The sequence below is a fragment of the Shewanella sp. SM21 genome (genome assembly GCF_025654335.1).
In the GTDB taxonomy this organism is placed as follows: Bacteria; Pseudomonadota; Gammaproteobacteria; order Enterobacterales; family Shewanellaceae; genus Shewanella; species Shewanella oncorhynchi.
This window is the reverse complement of the sequence record NZ_JAKKRL010000021.1, coordinates 1-17,573: the sequence shown is the minus strand read 5'-3', so window position 1 is coordinate 17,573 and position 17,573 is coordinate 1. Positions and strand designations below refer to the sequence as shown.

Sequence of the window (17,573 nt, the reverse complement as noted above, 5' to 3'; positions counted from 1 at the left end):
AGCGAAAGCCGCCTCAGCACTGGCGTTAAGAACCCTAGTGAACCTTATGTGCTCGGTGCAGCTTTGGCCTTGGCGTTATAGTCAAAGTTAATCTCTTGATTAACATTGGCAATACAACAAGTGCCGTGTTCACGTGCCGTACGGTGATTTGCTGGACCTATATGCAGCTCAACGTTAAGGAATACGTGTTTAAGCACTTCGATACGGTATTTTTCGTAGTAGCCTTCGACTTCTTGTTTAAAGGTATCGAATTCAAGCTCTTCACGGGTACGTTCGTCCATGATGCGATTTTTTTCATCAAGCATCATCTTGATTTGCTCAATCATAACCGCGTCAGCTTGCCATTCTGACTTGGGGGGCAGTTTATTGAGGCGAGCCTCGATATCTAAACTGGCGACGACCATAGCTTTAACGCTCTCATCGAGTAACTTGAGATCTTGCTTGAGTTCAGCCTGTCCCATTGCGCAGTAAACGTCAGTTTTAGTCCCTGCCGTTGCACCTATGACAACCGCCGTGATGCCTTTTTCAGCGTGTGCTACTCCGCCAACCAGATCGCCACGACGACCGCTAGGATCGCTGACCGTTAAACTGCCGGCGGTTTTGGTATTACTGTGCAGCAACTGTTTAGTGACTAAGATATTTCCTTTGGCAACTAATTGAGAATATTGCACAAATTGGGCGCTGATCTGCCCTTGAGAATAGATATTGGTAGAGTATTCATTGGCTTTAATCTGGCGGCCAATGATGCCTTTACTCACAGTGACATCGCCTTCCGCTTCAAGGGTGGCGGAGTCTACAAACCCCATCACGGTAATATCGCCTGAGCTTTTAACTATCATGCCCTCGTGGACATCACCTGTGATTAAAATACTGCCCTTGAAGGTGACATGGCCTGTGCTGATGTCGACATCTTTAAGTTGCAGTACATCATCGACATTCATACCTGTACGGGTTTCGACGGGTTGCCCCGGCACTGTGGCGATCAGCTTATTGGGATCTTTGGGATGAAAAGCTGTGCCTGTACCCGCTTGAAGCACGGCATCCTTACCTGGTTTTTGTTTAAGGACTTCGCCCTTGATGTTGTAGCCCGGAGTGCCTTCGGTGGCTAAATGTTTAACCATCAAGAGATCATTGGCTTTAACAACGATCATTGCGCCTAAATTGCGCATATCGACACTGCCATCTTCGCGCTCTTGTGGCTGAAGCAAGCGCTCCCGCGCAAGGAATACTTTGCGTTCTAGTACCGCATTGAGTCCATTAACAGGGGCTTTGCCTTGGGCTATTTCACTTTGGCAGATTTCCCCTGGCTTGAGTGTGCTGAGTTGCTTTAGTAGAGCTTGAATTTTGAGTTTGCTTAGCCCCATGCAGACGTTGTTTTTTTTGAGATGAGTGAGGATCTCTGGCAAATCTATCTGTTTACCACCCCATGCTGCGGTAAGTTTAAGACTGGCTTGCATTTTATCGGGACTAATCTCGATAGCTATGCTGCCATCGCGACGTTCGGCCAAAGTAGTATAGAGCTCAAATTTTCCATCGTCTTGATTACAAAGAGAGTTGATTTTAGCGACGGTTTTAGTAATGGCTGGTTCTAGCGGAAACAGGGCGGCGAATTCAGGTAAAGACAACAGGCGCATTATGTCTTCATGGGTGACTGGACCATGGACATTAGGGATCAGGCGCAATTCAGCTTTTGTCTTATCGCTGTTTAGCTCTATGAGTTCAGGGTCCAGCATAGGGGCATTCCTAGTAATTGCGTTTTATTCTTGTTAAGAAGCTGTTTTGAGTATAACAGTAGAAACTTAGGGTAAAGAAGCCTTTTTGGCTGCAAAATCAGCAAATGTTGTCATTTTGTTGTTAATGGTCTATGAGTGAATTTTAAAATAGTTTTTTATAAAAAATTGAGTCTTATAATCAGTGTTATCTCTGGTTTTATAACAAAAATTACTGAATAAACCACAACTTATATTGATTTTAGGTTTAACCATTATTTTGATGTTTTAAATCGAATCCCTATGTTAGGAACGGCTGTTGAGTGACTATAAGTGAGGAATTGTCAGAATCGCTGGCATGCGGCAGATCACAATATTGAATTTTGTAACACGATGAAAGGGAGGTTTTATCTAAAAACAAACAGGGATTGGGATAAGAGTGAGTGGCTGGGTTGCCAATAACGCGCTTCAGCGAAAGCATCTGCGCGTTATTAATCAAACATCTATTTGTGCTGGAAGTAATACAACTTGTACTTGTTGTTATCGGCAACCACTTTCAATTGGCCAAATTCGGCGGCGATAATATCGGAATAGGGCAGGTGGCGATTGGCGACTATTTGCCAAATACCATTATGTTGTAATTGCTTAGCACTATCGGTGACAAAGTTCTGCGCTATGCTGGTGGTGCTGGCGAGGCCATCATGAAACGGCGGATTAGAGATAATGCCGTTAAATTTTCCTGTGGTTTGCGCGAGCCCATCGGATGGATACACTTTGGCTGTCATGCCATTGGCCGCCAGGGTGAGTTCACAAGAAGCTAACGCCATGGCATTAATATCAACACATTCTAGGGATAGGCTCGGTTGTGCTTTTAGTAGAGCGGCGGTGATCACGCCTGCACCGCAACCAAAATCGAGCACTCGACCCGAGAGTGTTGGTAGGTGTGACAATAATAATTCAGTGCCGAGATCTAACCGTTTTTCGCTAAATACCCCGACTAAATTACAGATACTGATCTCGCCTTGCGGCGTTGTGAGTTGATACTGACTGACCCAGTCGCTAAGTTTCATTGCCGGGGCGCTGCCCTCTAAATGGCTACCAAACAGCAGGCAGTGGCGGGCGTTATCGAGCTTCATCCCCGTCGTAAAATACTCAGGCAAGAGTTTAACTAAAGACTTAATCCCGCCTTTGTTTTCCCCAACCACTAACAGTTGGCCGTTAGGCACAAGATTGCTGGCGGCGAGGTTAAACAGATAAGGTGCGAGGGGTTTAGCCTTGGGGAAATAAACGATAACAGTATCGTACTTTTCTGGTTTAATTGGGTCTTGATGTGGCAGTTCGTGGCCGAAGTAGCAACGCAGTTTTGAATTCGCGTGCGGCGCTAAGTGTAAATAATGGTGATAATCCAAGGCGAGGGCATCGACCGAGGCCGCGACATCGAGCAGGGCTTTTGGCAGTAGATCGGCTTCATGATTGAGCACTAACACCTTATGTTGGCTTAGGCTGTCTTGATTACGAATAATGACTTGCGATGGATTAGTTAACACAGTTACTGGCACCGATAGACTTAAGTGCGGGCATTATACCTGTTATTTATGCCCGAGCCAGTTTGCATCTAATCACTGCGCTAAGACCTAATAAAATCCCTAATAAAAAGACCCAATAAAAAAGGCAACTGCATTATGCGGTTGCCTTATGTGATTGTCTTTAATGAACGGAATCGACTAACGCTTAGCTTTTAGGTTTCTTCGGTTTTGGCAATAAGCTGAAAATCTTATTGGCGATATCAGTATTGTCTTGATGGCCGTTAAACAGCTCAGATGCGGGACCTGCGGCAAACACTTGTACGTCTGTGCCTGTATGACCGTCGGTTGTCCAACCTGTATCAGTTCGCTTATCAATAACATGGCGAATTGCAACCGCGATGGTTTCTAATCCCTGCATTCTGGCGACCGTTAATTTTGCGATTTCTTCTTCGTTGAGCTCAAAACCTAAACCGCGGGCAAGATCGGCCTGCCATTGTTCACCGCTGATGGCGGCTAAGGCTAATGTGTCGGTACTGGCTGAAACGTTGCGTAGGATTTCAGGGTTCCAGTTGTACTTTCCATCGACGCCAATCGATAGGCCGCCGGTGTTATGGTCGGCGGTGATCACCATCAGGGTATCAGGATGTTCACGCACGAATTGCTCAACCACTTCAATGGCATTGGAGAATTCATCCATCTCACCCATAGCAGTGGCGATGTCGTTATTGTGGCCCGCCCAGTCGATGAGACTTCCTTCGACTAACAACACAAAACCTTGGTCATTCTGCGACAGTAAATTGAGTGCTTTTTGGGTTAAAGTGCTGAGTTTTTTCGCATCTTTTTCATCAATCGCCCAAGGTAATTGGACTTCGGCAAACAAGCCTAGCACTTTAGGTTGGGTGATGCTGGCGAGATCTTCAAAACGAGTAATATGTTGATACCCCTTGGCTTTAAATTGCGCTAATAGTTCAGGGGTAAAGTATTTTTGACCACCGCCTAAGAATACATCGGCGTTGGTTTCTAGATAGCTGAGTGCTAAGGCGTCGTAGTTTTTACGGCTCTCATTGTGGGCTAAAAAGGCTGCAGGCGTGGCGTGGTTTATCTGGGATGTAACAGCCACACCTGTGCTGAGGCCAAGGGATTTGGCTTTTTCGAGTATGGTCGGCAGCGGTTGCTTTTGGGTATCGACCGAGATCGCCCCATTGTAAGATTTAACGCCAGTGGCGAGCGCTGTTGCTGCCGCCGCTGAGTCGGTAACATAACCACTGACACTGGCGGGATAAGTGCTCGCCATACCTACAAGTAAACGGTCGAATACGGTTTGTTCGACTTCCTCTGTGTCAGGATTATCTTTGTAGTAACGGTAAGCGCTAGTGTAAGACGGTCCCATACCATCACCTATCATGATGACAATGTTTTTGGGACGCGACGGTGCTTTCGTTGGACCTGTTTCTATGTTGGCCCAAGTCGGAGTCGATAGTAATAAACCTATGCCGAGTAACAAGAATGGCGCTTTGGTGAAACTCATATCACATCCCTAGAAAGTGGCTAGGCGCTTGTGATGTCAAAGCGCCTTAAATCAACAAACTCGTTGGTAAATTTTTATGCTTTGGTGTTAAGGCGTGCTTCAATAGCATCCATTAACATGCCTGTGATGTCGACATCAAATGCTGCTTGGATCTCACGGATACAAGTTGGACTGGTTACGTTGATCTCAGTCAGCTTGTCACCAATGACATCGAGGCCGACAAAAATCAGTCCACGTTTTTTAAGTTCTGGACCAATGGCGCGGGCAATTGCCCAATCGCTGTCGGATAAAGGTTGAGCCACACCGCTTCCGCCTGCCGCTAAATTACCACGGGTTTCGCCTTTCATTGGGATACGCGCCAAGGCGTAGGGCACAGGCTCACCATCGACCACTAAAATGCGTTTATCGCCTTTGGTTATCTCAGGGATAAAGGCTTGCGCCATGGCATATTGTTGGCCATAGCTGGTCAAGGTTTCTATGATGACCCCAAGGTTTGGGTCGTCCTGCTTCACGCGGAAAATCGAGGTGCCGCCCATACCATCAAGTGGCTTAAGAATAATATCGCCCTTCGCTTGGTGGAAAGCGCGGATACGTTTGGCATCACGGGTTACGATCGTTTCTGGCGTGAATTCGCTAAACCATGCGGTAAATAGTTTCTCGTTAGCATCACGTAAGCTTTGTGGCTTGTTAACGATCAACACGCCTTGTTCTTCGGCGCGTTCAAGCATGTAAGTTGCGTAGATAAACTCAGTATCGAATGGCGGGTCCTTACGCATTAAGATCACGTCGAGTTCGCTCATCGGCGTGTCTGTAGCTTCGCCGAGTTCAAACCATTTGCTCGCATCATTGAAAACAGTTAACGGACGCATATTGGCCATAGCCACACCGTTGACCATGGCAAGATCGGCCATTTCCATATAAAACAGCTGATAACCTCTTTCCTGCGCGGCCATTAACATGGCAAAACTGGAGTCTTTCTTAATGTTGATCTCACTGATGGGGTCCATCACTATGCCGAGTTTTATCATTAATCTGTTCCTTATTTGTCGCCGTTTGCAGGCAAAAAAGCATTTATTGGATAATGGGGTGCCATACCACCGCTGTGTGCGGTTGTGGACGGTCTAGCCTAAATCACCAAATCTGAGTTGCAGTGCCGTAATGGCGGTGAGCGAGGCGGTTTCGGTGCGTAGCACTCTGGGGCCAAGCAACACATCGGTAAACTGATAGGTTTCTGTCATGGCGATTTCTTCCGCCGACAAACCGCCTTCTGGGCCAATTAATAGTCGCACGCGGGTATGCGCCAAATCTAAGCCATTGATGCCGTGTGCGGCACGTGGATGCAAATTGAGTTTCAGCGCTGAGGTCGGCTCACTGCACCAATCGTGTAAGCCCATCGCTGGGCGAACCACGGGCACTTGGCTGCGTCCCGATTGCTCACAGGCGCTCACGACGATCTTTTGCCATTGCTGAATTTTTTTCTCTAGGCGTTCGCCGTTGAGTTTCACGCCGCAGCGATCGGAAAACAGCGGCGTAATCGTATTCACGCCAAGCTCGACCGATTTTTGAATGGTGAACTCCATTCTATCGCCACGGGAAATCACTTGGCCTAAGTGTAAGTTGAGTGGCGACTCAGATAAATTGGCCTCACAGGAGAGCAGCTTTACTGTGACATGCTTCTTACCTGCATCGACAATTTCAGCAAGATAATCATTGCCATCGCCATTAAATAGACTGATATGTTCGCCGTTGCCCATGCGTAGCACCTTGCCGATATGGGCCGCGCCATCTTCGTCTAAGTTCAACTGTTGATTGATGGCTAATGGCTGAGGTTGATAAATTCTTGGGACTCTCATTGTCGACCTTATTCGGCTAATTGTTGACGCTGTGGTGGCGCATTACAGGCATTCTGCACAAAGGGGTTATGGTTACCTTGGGTTTGCGCTATGGCGTTATCACGTTTGCACTCAATAGTATCAACTGGATAGGTTTTATCCCATGCCTTAAATAATTTTAATTGGCTTGAGGCGATTTTAAGACCATAGGTCTGCTGCATATAGAGGTAGGTTCTGGCTATCTTACCGCGGGTATTCGCGGGAGGTTGTGCTTGACGATTCTTAAAGTCGACTACCATAGCACATTGGCCATATTGGTCGGCCTTACCGTTCCATTGGCTAAATCGGAAGTTGCTGCGATCGCCATTGACCTCACCAATTGCGGGTACCAAATTATGCATGTCCGATTCCATCTTATTAAATTCATTACTGTTATCGGCACAGTTTTTACGGCCGCCCTTTTGCCAGCATTGGAGTTGATGGCCAAATTCCCAGGCGGGGACTATGTGTTCCCACTCGATACGGTTGGCGCGGGTTTCCTGTTTACGGACTTGATAACCACAGCTGGCGAGATCGGGTTTCCACGATTTGCCTTTGATCTGAATTTCACAGCCACAGTAAAAGCTGACTGCGGGCAGAGTACCTTGGCGACTGCCTGCGTAGAGCGCCTGTGACTTGGTTTTCGCTTGGCTGAAACTGCTGGGATGTGACACTGAGGCACTTGCGGGCACAGATAAGGTCGCCGCCCAAGTGATTAGGCACAACAAAAGTCGCCGTGAATTAACGGTTAAAGAAGCTATGTTCAAAATTTATCCCAAAATAACAAACACTACGCGAGCCTTTGGCTCGTCTTTTATGGCGTGATGGTAAGGGAAATATCGCTGTTTATGCAAATTGAGTCGCACTTAGGTGGGAGTTTTGTTTGCTGAAAGTCGCTAGATCGCAGTTAAATGGGTCTTACAGCGTTTACAAATATAACGACTTTCACCACGCAACACCTTGTTATGGCGGCGAATACTCAGTCGAATCGGTCCACAGGCGCAGCGATACTCAACATCGCGACTCGTAACTGAAGTGGTATTAAAGCTATGTGTGGTACTCGGATTGACCTTAAATACCGTTAACATCAAAGATTGCCATTCTTTACCGTGGGGCTTGGTTTTGCCAAAAAGCTGAAAACACAGCAAATGACAAATTTCGTGGGGGACAACCTCAGTCAGAAATGCCTCGCTGTTTTCGCGTAGCAATACAGGATTGAATCGCAAGCGATTCTGTTGCAGATGAGCTGTACCCGCACTCTTACCCCTTAAACTAAATTGAGTGACTGGGCGTGGAAAAGTGCGCTTAAGCGATATCTCGGCCTCTTGATAACAAGCTTCAATTCGCTCTAGTACTTGAATTTGTAGTGACGAGAGTGGGCGTGATGAACCGGTGAAAATATGTGCCTGAGCCGGATTTGGTGCTGGTGGACTCGTTATCACCTGCGACTTATCTTGGCTTTGGCCCAAGGCTGCGTACGTCGATTTTGTCAGCGGGGCAAGTGCTTCACTGCTGCGACGGCGTAAGGCATTGAGTAAGTCAGCGGGTTTCAGCATAGGGTTAGCGTTGGATCTCGTCGGTTAAAGATAAAATTGAGTGCTTAAAACTTATCGGTGATTAAGCCTGCCTAAGCGTTCGCATCATAGCGAACGCTATCTGACAATGCTAGTTTCGGCCAGTTTCAGCCAGTGTGACTTGGCTATAAACTCGCTGCCGCCTGCATCACCATAGTGCGTACTTGTTCGACTATGGCTTGCTCAGTATCGGCATCATAGCCTTTGACTCTTGGTGTGTGAATGTGGCCGACCTTGGCATGGCTATTAAACTTTTGCTGCAAGACTATGGCGCGATAGGAGATTTCATTAGAGAGATAACCGCCGCCAGAACCTTCGACTGAGGTTTCGTTTTGCAGTTCGTTTAATGACGTCGCGCTAAATTCACCGCGGGCAAGGGTAGTGACAGTATGGTTATAATTGACTTTCCATTGACCATCTTTGACTTGCATAGCCGAAACAGGCAGTGAAAATTCCACAAATTCGGGGCCGATAAAATCTTTACCATTAAGCTTTGGGGCAACGGGTGCGGTTTTCGTGCCGCCAGTGAGTACGTTTTGGTTATCGGGCGCCGCTGTGCTGCGATTTCGCCCAGGGAAACGTTCGATATCAAAATCAGTTCGGCCCATGCTAACGGTGAATACAAATTGGGTTTTGGGATCGCGATAAATCGGGCTCAATAGCGACTCGATAAGTCCTTGATCAAAATCTGCAAAACGTACTGGCACCATAGCGGTTTCTATTTGCGCCGTTTTACCATTAATATCAAAGCGAAAACCATCCAAGGCGAGGGCAACTAGACCGGAAGGATTACTCTGGGTGATATCTTTGTCGAGGAAGAAAGGATCGAAACCCGTGAGAAATATTTTGATTTGGACATCATCACCATATTGAATATCGCTAAAACCCCGTGAGGCTTTTTCAACCGCACTCATTAATATGTCTTGTTGCCAATCGGCCATTTTAAAGTTGGCGCTGGTGGTTTTTAGACTATTAAGCATGGCAAGGCGAGCCCAGTATAAAGGTCGGTCGTCAAAATGCCCTGACTGTACATCGCGGACAGCTTGTTGCCACAATCTGTGTCCTTGGCGCGCCGCTAATTGGGTGGCGTCAACTTCGTTTTTCTTTGAGCTCAGCTGAGCCAGACCATCGTCAAGTGCTTGATAGCGAGTGACTATGTCGCCTATGGTTTTTTCGGCTGTTGGTAGGCGGGAAACTTCAACATCACCAAATAACTGCACGGCACTGGCTGTAGTCATTAAGCTGGTGGTGAGGATGAGTGTTAACACTGGCTTTAACATGTTTGGCTTCCCTGTAGTGATTAGACGTTATTCATTGGAAATAATGATTATTTTTTTCGTACGGATAGGCTCTTATGCCAAAAAGTATGCACTACAAGCTGAGGGTAATAAAGTTAAGCTCAGTGATCTTTGTCATCTTATGCCAATATCTTCTATCACAAATCATGTGGCGCTGGCATTAATCCATCTGCAACAGTGCAATAGGGTCTAGTTTGCCTCTTTTTTGCCACAATTGGTCAGCAGTTTGCTAGGGCTTGCCAAAACCCTAAGTGATAGCCTTAATCACTTTTTTAGTTCATTGGATTGGTTGTTTTTCTACAAGGAGACTTTATGCGTTTGTTCACCATATCGGCTGTGCTGGTGATGTCGTCTATTTTAGTGTCGTCAAGCTTAGTGGCGCCGACTTTTGCATCTACTACAGCTAAGGAGTGGCAAGAAACCCGCAGTTGGGATGCCAGTTTTACTCAGCACCAAACTAAAGGCGTGGTGGTGTTATGGAATGAAAACAAGCAACAGGGATTCACTAATAATCTTAAACGTGCCAATCAAGGTTTTTTACCTGCATCGACGTTTAAGATTCCTAACAGTTTGATCGCGCTAGAGCTTGGCGTGGTGAAGGATGAGCATCAAGTCTTTAAGTGGGATGGTAAAAGTCGAGATATCGCAACTTGGAATCGTGATCATAACCTTATTACTGCAATGAAGTATTCGGTTGTGCCTGTCTACCAAGAGTTTGCTCGCCAAATTGGTGAGGCGCGTATGTCGAAGATGATCGCCTCGTTTGATTATGGTAATGAGGATATTTCGGGAAATTTGGATAGCTTTTGGTTAGATGGTGGCATACGAATTTCGGCTACGGAGCAAATCGATTTCCTACGTAAGCTTTATCACAACAAGATACACGCTTCTGAGCGCAGTTTACGTATTGTTAAGCAAGCCATGCTGACTGAAGCGAATTCTGACTATATTATCCGTGCGAAAACCGGTTATGCAGTCAGAGCGGAGCCAAGCATTGGCTGGTGGGTAGGTTGGGTTGAACTCGATGATAATGTATGGTTTTTTGCGATGAATATGGATATTCCCGACGCCGCAGGTTTACCATTGCGTCAAGCCATTACTAAGGAAATCTTAAAACGGGAACGCGTTATTCCTTAGCCCATGCTAGGTAGCGTAAGCATAGCGTATCCAAACCTTGCGAGAATTGCGTATGACGCTGCCTACTTAGCTGACATCAATCGTGATACTGAAAGCCTAGACTCAGATCTAGGCTTTTTTATTGGGCTTTCTTGAAACAGGCTTCCTTGATGCGACGGGAAACGTTAACCCATTAGGGATTGCAGGCTTTCTTGGCTGCTGAAGCGTTTTACAAAGAAGTCTAAGAAGACACTGATGTTGGTGGCCAGTTGGCGTCGGCTCGAATAAACCCCATAAACCTTAAAAGGTTCAATCGGCCACTCCTGTAAAATCGGTACTAGCTGTCCATTAGCAAGTTCAGTCTTACAGGCTGAATTGGATAACATGGCGATGCCAAAATCATCTATGGCTAATTGCTTCACCATTATCGGGCTGTTGACCCTCACTTTACGCTGAAAGTTCGCCATGGTTTTACGCGAACCTTTACCCAATGGCCAAATTGGTGCTGAGCGAGAAGTCCCCAATAAAATCCCACTGTGCAGGCTGAGTTCCTTTGGGGTCGCGGGTGTGCCTTTGAGTTTTAAGTATGCAGGGCTTGCCACCAAAATTGGCTGGCGTTCAAACAGTAATCTTGCGACTAAGTCCGACGATTGAAGTGGACCATATTTGATGGCTATGTCATATCCTTCACCGACTAAACCAATATCGTTGTCGGTAAACTGGACATCCAATTCAACATTGGGATATAAACGCATAAATCCGCTACAGAGGTTAGCGATAAGTTCTTGGCTAAATGACACTGGGATTGCAATACGTAATGATCCTGACACATCATCGTGAGTATTCTCGATAACTGCCTTGGCCGCTTCTACCTCATTGCGAATCGAATCACAGTGTTGATAAAAGAGTGCCCCGATTTGGGTCAAACTCAAATTACGGGTGTCGCGCTGTAGTAATCGCACGCCAAGTTGTTCTTCTAGCTGCGCGATTTTGCGACTTATGGTGGATTTTGGGTGGCCGGTTTCACGTGCAGCTTGGGAGAATCCCTTCGCTCTAACTACGGCTGCAAATAGCATCATACCGTTTAAATCTGGCATGTTATTCCCACTGTCTCATATTTGGAACAAAGCGTCCTATGCAGTTTAATGGCATTTGACGGGATAACAAAGTTATATTTATTGGCTAAAAATTTTCAGAGGCTAAGCAGAGGATCTTTTGATGACCAGCAATAATCAGCCCAAACACATGACTCAAGCCCAAACGCCCGATCCGCTTTTTTTACAGGCCGAGCATTTGGCAAAAGATTTTTCTCTGTTTCCTAAGCACAGTAAACAGAGTTTATCGGAAGAAATTAAAGGTCTTTTAAATGAGGATGCTATTCAAGCAAACTTAAAAGACTTGGCATCTTTAGATGTCGACGGTTACGTTGCTAAAGTGATCCAGCCGACCCAAGATAAAGGTCGTCCTGGTGCAAAACGTATTATTGCCGATCTTAAAGGTCGTTTGATTACGGAAACTCACTTGGGCTCTTTTTACAGTGCTGAGGTCGAGCTGAACTTTGGTTCACGCACTCGTCGTATTGGCTTTATTGCCCAAGAACGCACTACCGCTAACGGTGCTTGGATGCCTGAGCATCATTACGCCGCTTGTAAAGCAATTCGTCATTTCGCCGAATTGTCTATGCCTATTATCTATTTAATTGATACCCCAGGGGCGGATGCTGGCGAAATCGCTAACAGCCAAAACCAAGCGCATTCAATTTCTAAAGCCATCGCAGAAAGTGCCAACGTTGACGTACCGACAGTCGGCATCGTAATTGGTGCTGGTTATTCTGGTGGCGCAATTCCATTAGCGGCGGCGAACATTCTGTTGTCGTTGCGTGACGGTATTTTCAACACGATCCAGCCACAAGGTCTGCAAAGTATTGCCCGTAAGTACAACTTATCTTGGCAAGAATGTGCGAAATCTGTGGGTGTATCACCAGAAGAGCTTTATACCTCAGGTTGTATCGACGGTATCATCGACTTTTCACCGGGCGATCGCGACGAGCGTCAGCACAATCTGCGCCGCGCTATTATTAGCAGCGTAGAAGCGGTTGAGCGTGCAGCGATGAATTTTGTGCGTGAATCTAAAGATTTACGTGAGCATTATGATCGCAGTTTAACTCGTTTCCTTAATCCATCTAAAAACTTGATGGCTTTGGAACTGAATGCAGAATTGGCTGTGGCAACGAGCCCGACCAGTCACCATAACTTGTTCGGTAGCGCCTATCGCTATTTGCGTTATTTAACGCTACGTAGCCGTATCCATTCGATTTCTCAAGAGCAATATGGTCGTCTGTCACGTGCTAGCGTGCCAGAAGGTGATCTGTTGGCACGTATTCAACAGGAACAAGACCGTGTGTTCCAAGCTTGGTTGTCTAACCCTGACAAGCTAGTTTATGACGAAGATTTGAATAAATTGTGGACTAACTTTGTCGCTAAACGTGACGAAGTCTCTACCGAGCGTAACATGCTGACACGTTTGATTTTGGGTGAGCCAAAAGAGAACTATAAAAAAGCACGTAAGGCGTTGTTATTCAACATTAGCTGGTCTTTGTATCATCGCTGGAAGAGCAATGCGGCTAACAACTTTAAAGGGCTGATTCAGCACTTAGAAAGTTTGCCAAAGTCTGTGACTCAAGCTAAATGGCCTGAGCTGAATCAGCTGACTGTGCTTGATGTGGTGGTAAATGAAGAACTGCGTGAAGACTTTATTTGGCAATGCCATAACATTCTGATCTTTAATGCCTTGTATGACAACGTTGTGGGCAGCTTAGCGTCAATCGCGAAAGAAGCCATGATGTCGAAGAGTTTGTCACGTAACTCAGTGAACAACCTGTTGCACAAGTCAATTGACCATGCATTGTCGACGCAAGATACCTCGAACGACAAAGCTAAGTTCTATAAGTGGCTCAAGTATTTTATGGGTCAATCGAACCGCGCCGATTTGTTGGTGCGAGTAGAGCAGTGGAAGAGTGTGGGTTTCCCACAACTTAACGACAGTCTATTCGTGGTACTGACTTACTTCTTCGAGCGTTTACTGCCTGAGTATTTCGATAGTGAAAGCGATACCAGCAAGTACACTGGTGCGATCAACCCTGTGCGTATCGGTCGTCGTAAGGACTTCTGGAACCGCTTGACCATGGGTTATCAAGATCTATTGATCCAAAAAGTGCTACGTGACGAAAAACGTAAAGGCAACATGACTTGGGAAAATGTGGTGAAGCAGTTCTTTACCCATTTCGAAGAGATCAACGGCGACAAAATGTCGGCTAACTTGCTCAACTTCCCAGGCTTCCGTTTATCGATTGAAGACGCATTAGATAAAGGCATTCGCCCATGTGGTTTGATCACAGGTATTGCTGACTTTAAAGAAAAAGGTCAAAAAGTGCGTGTGGGTGTGGCTGTGTCTAACACCGCATTCCAAGCGGGTGCATTCGATATGGCTAGTGCTGAGAAATTCTCTGCACTATTGATCGAGTGTGCTAAGCGTAAATTACCCGTTGTGTGCTTTATCAGTTCAGGTGGTATGCAGACTAAAGAAGGCGCTGCGGCGCTATTCTCTATGGCTGTGGTGAACGACCGTATCACGCGCTTTATTCGTGATAACGAATTGCCAGTACTGATGTTTGGTTTTGGTGACTGTACCGGTGGTGCGCAGGCGAGTTTTGTAACTCACCCATTGGTGCAAACTTACTATCTGTCTGGTACTAACATGCCGTTCGCAGGTCAAATGGTGGTGCCAGCTTACTTACCATCAACGGCAACGCTGTCTAACTACTTGTCAAAAGTACCTGGCGCAATGGCGGGCTTAGTCCATAACCCATTCAGCGACAATTTAGACTCTCAGTTAGCAGGTATCGATCCTCTGATGCCAATGCCTTCGGCAAAAATTAACGACGTGATCATCAATGCACTGTCGACCTTAGTGGTTGAAGCTACTGTTGAAGAAGAAGTGATCGTGCAGAACGATCCACGTAAGTTAATGAAGCCAATTAACAAAGTATTGGTTCACGCCCGTGGTTGTACAGCGGTGAAACTTATTCGCAAGGCGCATGACAATAATATCAATGTGGTATTAGTGGCGTCGGATCCTGATATGACATCAGTGCCAGCGGACATGCTCAAAGAAACCGACAAGTTAGTTTGTCTCGGTGGTAACACATCGGACGAAAGTTACTTGAACGCATACTCAGTGCTGAAAGTAGCTGAATATGAACAGGTTGATGCATTGCATCCAGGTATCGGTTTCCTCTCAGAAAGCCCGCAGTTTGCTGCATTGTGTGTGAATAACGGTGTTAACTTCGTCGGTCCTAGCGTGCATTCAATGACGACTATGGGTAACAAGTCGAACGCAATTAAGACATCGCAAGCGCAAAATGTACCTGTTGTGCCTGGTTCGCACGGTATTCTGACCAATGCTGAACAAGCCGTAAACGTGGCGAGCGAAATCGGCTATCCAGTATTGCTTAAAGCGGTACAAGGTGGTGGCGGTAAAGGTATTCAGGTTGTAAAACGTCCTGAAGACATGATTGGTTTATTCCAAAAAACTGCAACCGAAGCGGCTGCAGCCTTTGGTAACGGTGACTTGTACTTAGAGAAATATGTGACATCACTGCGTCACATCGAAGTGCAGTTACTGCGTGATAAGTTCGGCAACGCGAAAGTATTAGGTTTGCGTGACTGTTCGGTTCAACGTAACAACCAAAAAGTGGTCGAAGAATCTGGCTCAACTATGCTGCCGGACGAGCTGAAGCGACAAGTGTTGGCTTATACCCGTGCCTTAGGCGACGCGACCGATTACATGGGCGCAGGTACCGTTGAGTTCATCTATAACTTAGATGCAAACGAAGTCTACTTCATGGAGATGAACACGCGTCTGCAGGTTGAGCATCCAGTTACGGAAGCGACTTCAGGTATTGATATCGTTAGCGCGCAGTTTGATATTGCTGCTGGCCGTTCAATTGCAGCGTTAGAACCTAAAGAAATTGGTTATGCGATGGAAGTACGTGTGACGGCTGAGAAAGCGGCGCTCGATAGCCATGGCATACTGCAGCTGATCCCAAATCCGGGCAAGATCACTGAGTGTGTGTTCCCAGATCATCCAGATGTGGAAATCATTTCGATTGCTGCGCCAGGTAAAGAAGTATCGCCATACTACGATAGCTTGATTGCGCAAATCATCATGCGCGGTGAAAATCGTGAAGATGTGATTGCCAAACTGTATGAATACTTAGACAGTGTAGTGCTGAAAGGCATCGCGACTAACATTCCGTTACTCAAGCTGATCCTGAAAGATGGTACCTTTAACGAAGGTGTTTACGATACTAACTATCTGCCACGTTTAATGGCTGAGCTCGATATTCCTGCGTTGATCGCAGAAATGGAAGCTGCCGCTGAAACTGTGGAAGTGGACACTGAGTCACTGCGTGTTGGCGAAAGTAACGAACTGAAAGTGTTAGCCCAAGGCGCAGGTATCTTCTATACCTCTTCTGCACCGGGTGAAGCGGACTTCGTGAAAGAAGGTGACATAGTCACGGTCGATCAAACACTAGCACTAACAGAAGCGATGAAGATGTTCTCGCAAGTGACCTTAGCCGGCTTTAACCGTCAGAGTGCGATTCTGTACCCTGAAGATAAGAAGTATCGTATAGAGCGCATCCTGAACAGCAATGGTCAGCAAGTGTCTCAAGGCGATTTACTGTTCGTGGTCTCGCCTGTTGAAGAATAAGCTCAGCGTTTAACGCCATAGCTGAATAAGAAAATACCCGTCATTGGCGGGTATTTTTTTGCTTCTAAATTATTGCTTCTAAATTATTGCTTCTAAATTATTGCTTCTAAATTATTGCTTCTAAATTATTGCCACTAAATTATCTGTCACTAAATATAGGTAAGCGAACATGCCACTCTTAATGTGCATGACGTCTTTGATAAATCAACTTAGCTTTAATAGATAAGCTTATCGTTAACAAGTGGCCAATATCAGCTTTGTGCAATACGGCCTGTATCTCTGATTAAGTCGGCAAAGAGTTTCTTTAATCTATCGTTCGCCCATTTATTAGAACAAGCTGCATCAAGAACCCACCTCTGGCCTCGAGAATCAACGGAATCTCCGTGCTTTATTCGTAGTAATAGAGGTTCATCAAACCTCATTTTAAGTTGAAACTGAGTCTAAAATGAGCAGGGTGTGGATAACTTTGGGGGTAAGTGGTGGGTATGGTGTGGCTAGATTAGATAATTAGAATTAACTGCAAATTTCCTTAAAATAGGGGTTGCACAAAATCCTCTGCTCCCTATAATGCGCATCCACTGACACGGCAGACAGCGTTAAGCAGCCTGATGTGACAGTTCATCGATGAGTTTACTGATTGATGAGTGTTGAGAAAGTTTGCAAAAACTCCTTGACGCGAAACGGGAAATGCGTAGAATACGCAGCCCTAGCCAACTGGAAGCGTTCGGCGCTCAGTGTGGTACTCAAGTTCTCTTACGGATATTGAGTTGCTCTTTAACAAGATAAAACAAGAAATCTGTGTGGACACTCACAGGTGTTGAGTTAATCGAAACTGCTTAACCTTCGGGTTGGCAGTCAAAAATTTAAATCAATGTAACAATGAGTGTTCATAGTAATATGTACAGTTTGTTTCTGCTTTTAAGTGGAAACAAAAAATCAGAATTCATTGAGCCGCTGAAGTCGCAAGACGGAAGCAACAAAACTTTAATTGAAGAGTTTGATCATGGCTCAGATTGAACGCTGGCGGCAGGCCTAACACATGCAAGTCGAGCGGCAGCACAAGGGAGTTTACTTCTGAGGTGGCGAGCGGCGGACGGGTGAGTAATGCCTAGGGATCTGCCCAGTCGAGGGGGATAACAGTTGGAAACGACTGCTAATACCGCATACGCCCTACGGGGG

11 protein-coding genes and 1 rRNA gene are annotated in these 17,573 nt (G+C 46.1%); 3 read left to right on the top strand and 9 right to left on the bottom strand.

The window, feature by feature from the left end; translation table 11 throughout:
* Positions 1-44: 44 nt before the first annotated feature.
* The 8 genes from L5L94_RS20540 to L5L94_RS20505 form a co-directional block, all read right to left on the bottom strand.
* A complete protein-coding gene (locus L5L94_RS20540; RefSeq protein ID WP_198573564.1) occupies positions 45-1,733 on the bottom strand; it encodes a DUF342 domain-containing protein in 1,689 nt (562 codons plus the stop codon).
* A 479-nt stretch (positions 1,734-2,212) separates the two neighbouring features.
* Positions 2,213-3,256, bottom strand: a complete 1,044-nt coding sequence (locus L5L94_RS20535; protein ID WP_173246778.1) for a methyltransferase — start codon at positions 3,254-3,256, stop codon at positions 2,213-2,215.
* A 184-nt stretch (positions 3,257-3,440) separates the two neighbouring features.
* Positions 3,441-4,763: an alkaline phosphatase gene (locus L5L94_RS20530; RefSeq protein ID WP_173246775.1), complete on the bottom strand. Its 1,323-nt coding sequence runs from the start codon at positions 4,761-4,763 to the stop codon at positions 3,441-3,443.
* Between the two features lie 74 nt (positions 4,764-4,837).
* Positions 4,838-5,791: a glutathione synthase gene (gshB, locus tag L5L94_RS20525; RefSeq protein ID WP_028759301.1), complete on the bottom strand. Its 954-nt coding sequence runs from the start codon at positions 5,789-5,791 to the stop codon at positions 4,838-4,840.
* A gap of 93 nt (positions 5,792-5,884) precedes the next feature.
* Positions 5,885-6,616 carry a 16S rRNA (uracil(1498)-N(3))-methyltransferase gene (gene rsmE / locus L5L94_RS20520; RefSeq protein WP_263164839.1) on the bottom strand — a complete coding sequence of 244 codons (732 nt, stop codon included), beginning with the start codon at positions 6,614-6,616 and terminating at the stop codon, positions 5,885-5,887.
* 8 nt (positions 6,617-6,624) lie between these two features.
* Positions 6,625-7,401 (bottom strand): endonuclease EndA, encoded by a 777-nt coding sequence (gene endA / locus L5L94_RS20515; RefSeq protein WP_173913177.1) that lies wholly within the window; start codon positions 7,399-7,401, stop codon positions 6,625-6,627.
* Between the two features lie 129 nt (positions 7,402-7,530).
* On the bottom strand, positions 7,531-8,190 hold the full coding sequence (locus L5L94_RS20510) for a SprT family zinc-dependent metalloprotease (RefSeq protein WP_263146801.1): 660 nt from the start codon (positions 8,188-8,190) through the stop codon (positions 7,531-7,533).
* A gap of 143 nt (positions 8,191-8,333) precedes the next feature.
* Positions 8,334-9,488, bottom strand: a complete 1,155-nt coding sequence (locus L5L94_RS20505; protein ID WP_263164837.1) for a hypothetical protein — start codon at positions 9,486-9,488, stop codon at positions 8,334-8,336.
* A gap of 330 nt (positions 9,489-9,818) precedes the next feature.
* Between L5L94_RS20505 and blaOXA the strand changes: the two genes are divergently transcribed.
* Complete coding sequence (gene blaOXA / locus L5L94_RS20500; RefSeq protein ID WP_105251500.1) at positions 9,819-10,643, top strand: class D beta-lactamase; 825 nt, start codon at positions 9,819-9,821, stop codon at positions 10,641-10,643.
* A 164-nt stretch (positions 10,644-10,807) separates the two neighbouring features.
* On the opposite strand, the gene L5L94_RS20495 is transcribed toward blaOXA, so the two are convergent.
* Positions 10,808-11,719 carry a LysR family transcriptional regulator gene (locus tag L5L94_RS20495; RefSeq protein WP_105251501.1) on the bottom strand — a complete coding sequence of 304 codons (912 nt, stop codon included), beginning with the start codon at positions 11,717-11,719 and terminating at the stop codon, positions 10,808-10,810.
* Positions 11,720-11,840: 121 nt separating this feature from the next.
* Between L5L94_RS20495 and L5L94_RS20490 the strand changes: the two genes are divergently transcribed.
* Both L5L94_RS20490 and L5L94_RS20485 read left to right on the top strand, forming a co-directional pair.
* Positions 11,841-16,394, top strand: a complete 4,554-nt coding sequence (locus L5L94_RS20490; protein ID WP_105251502.1) for a biotin carboxylase N-terminal domain-containing protein — start codon at positions 11,841-11,843, stop codon at positions 16,392-16,394.
* 985 nt (positions 16,395-17,379) lie between these two features.
* Positions 17,380-17,573 (top strand): 16S ribosomal RNA (locus L5L94_RS20485); the annotation flags it as partial.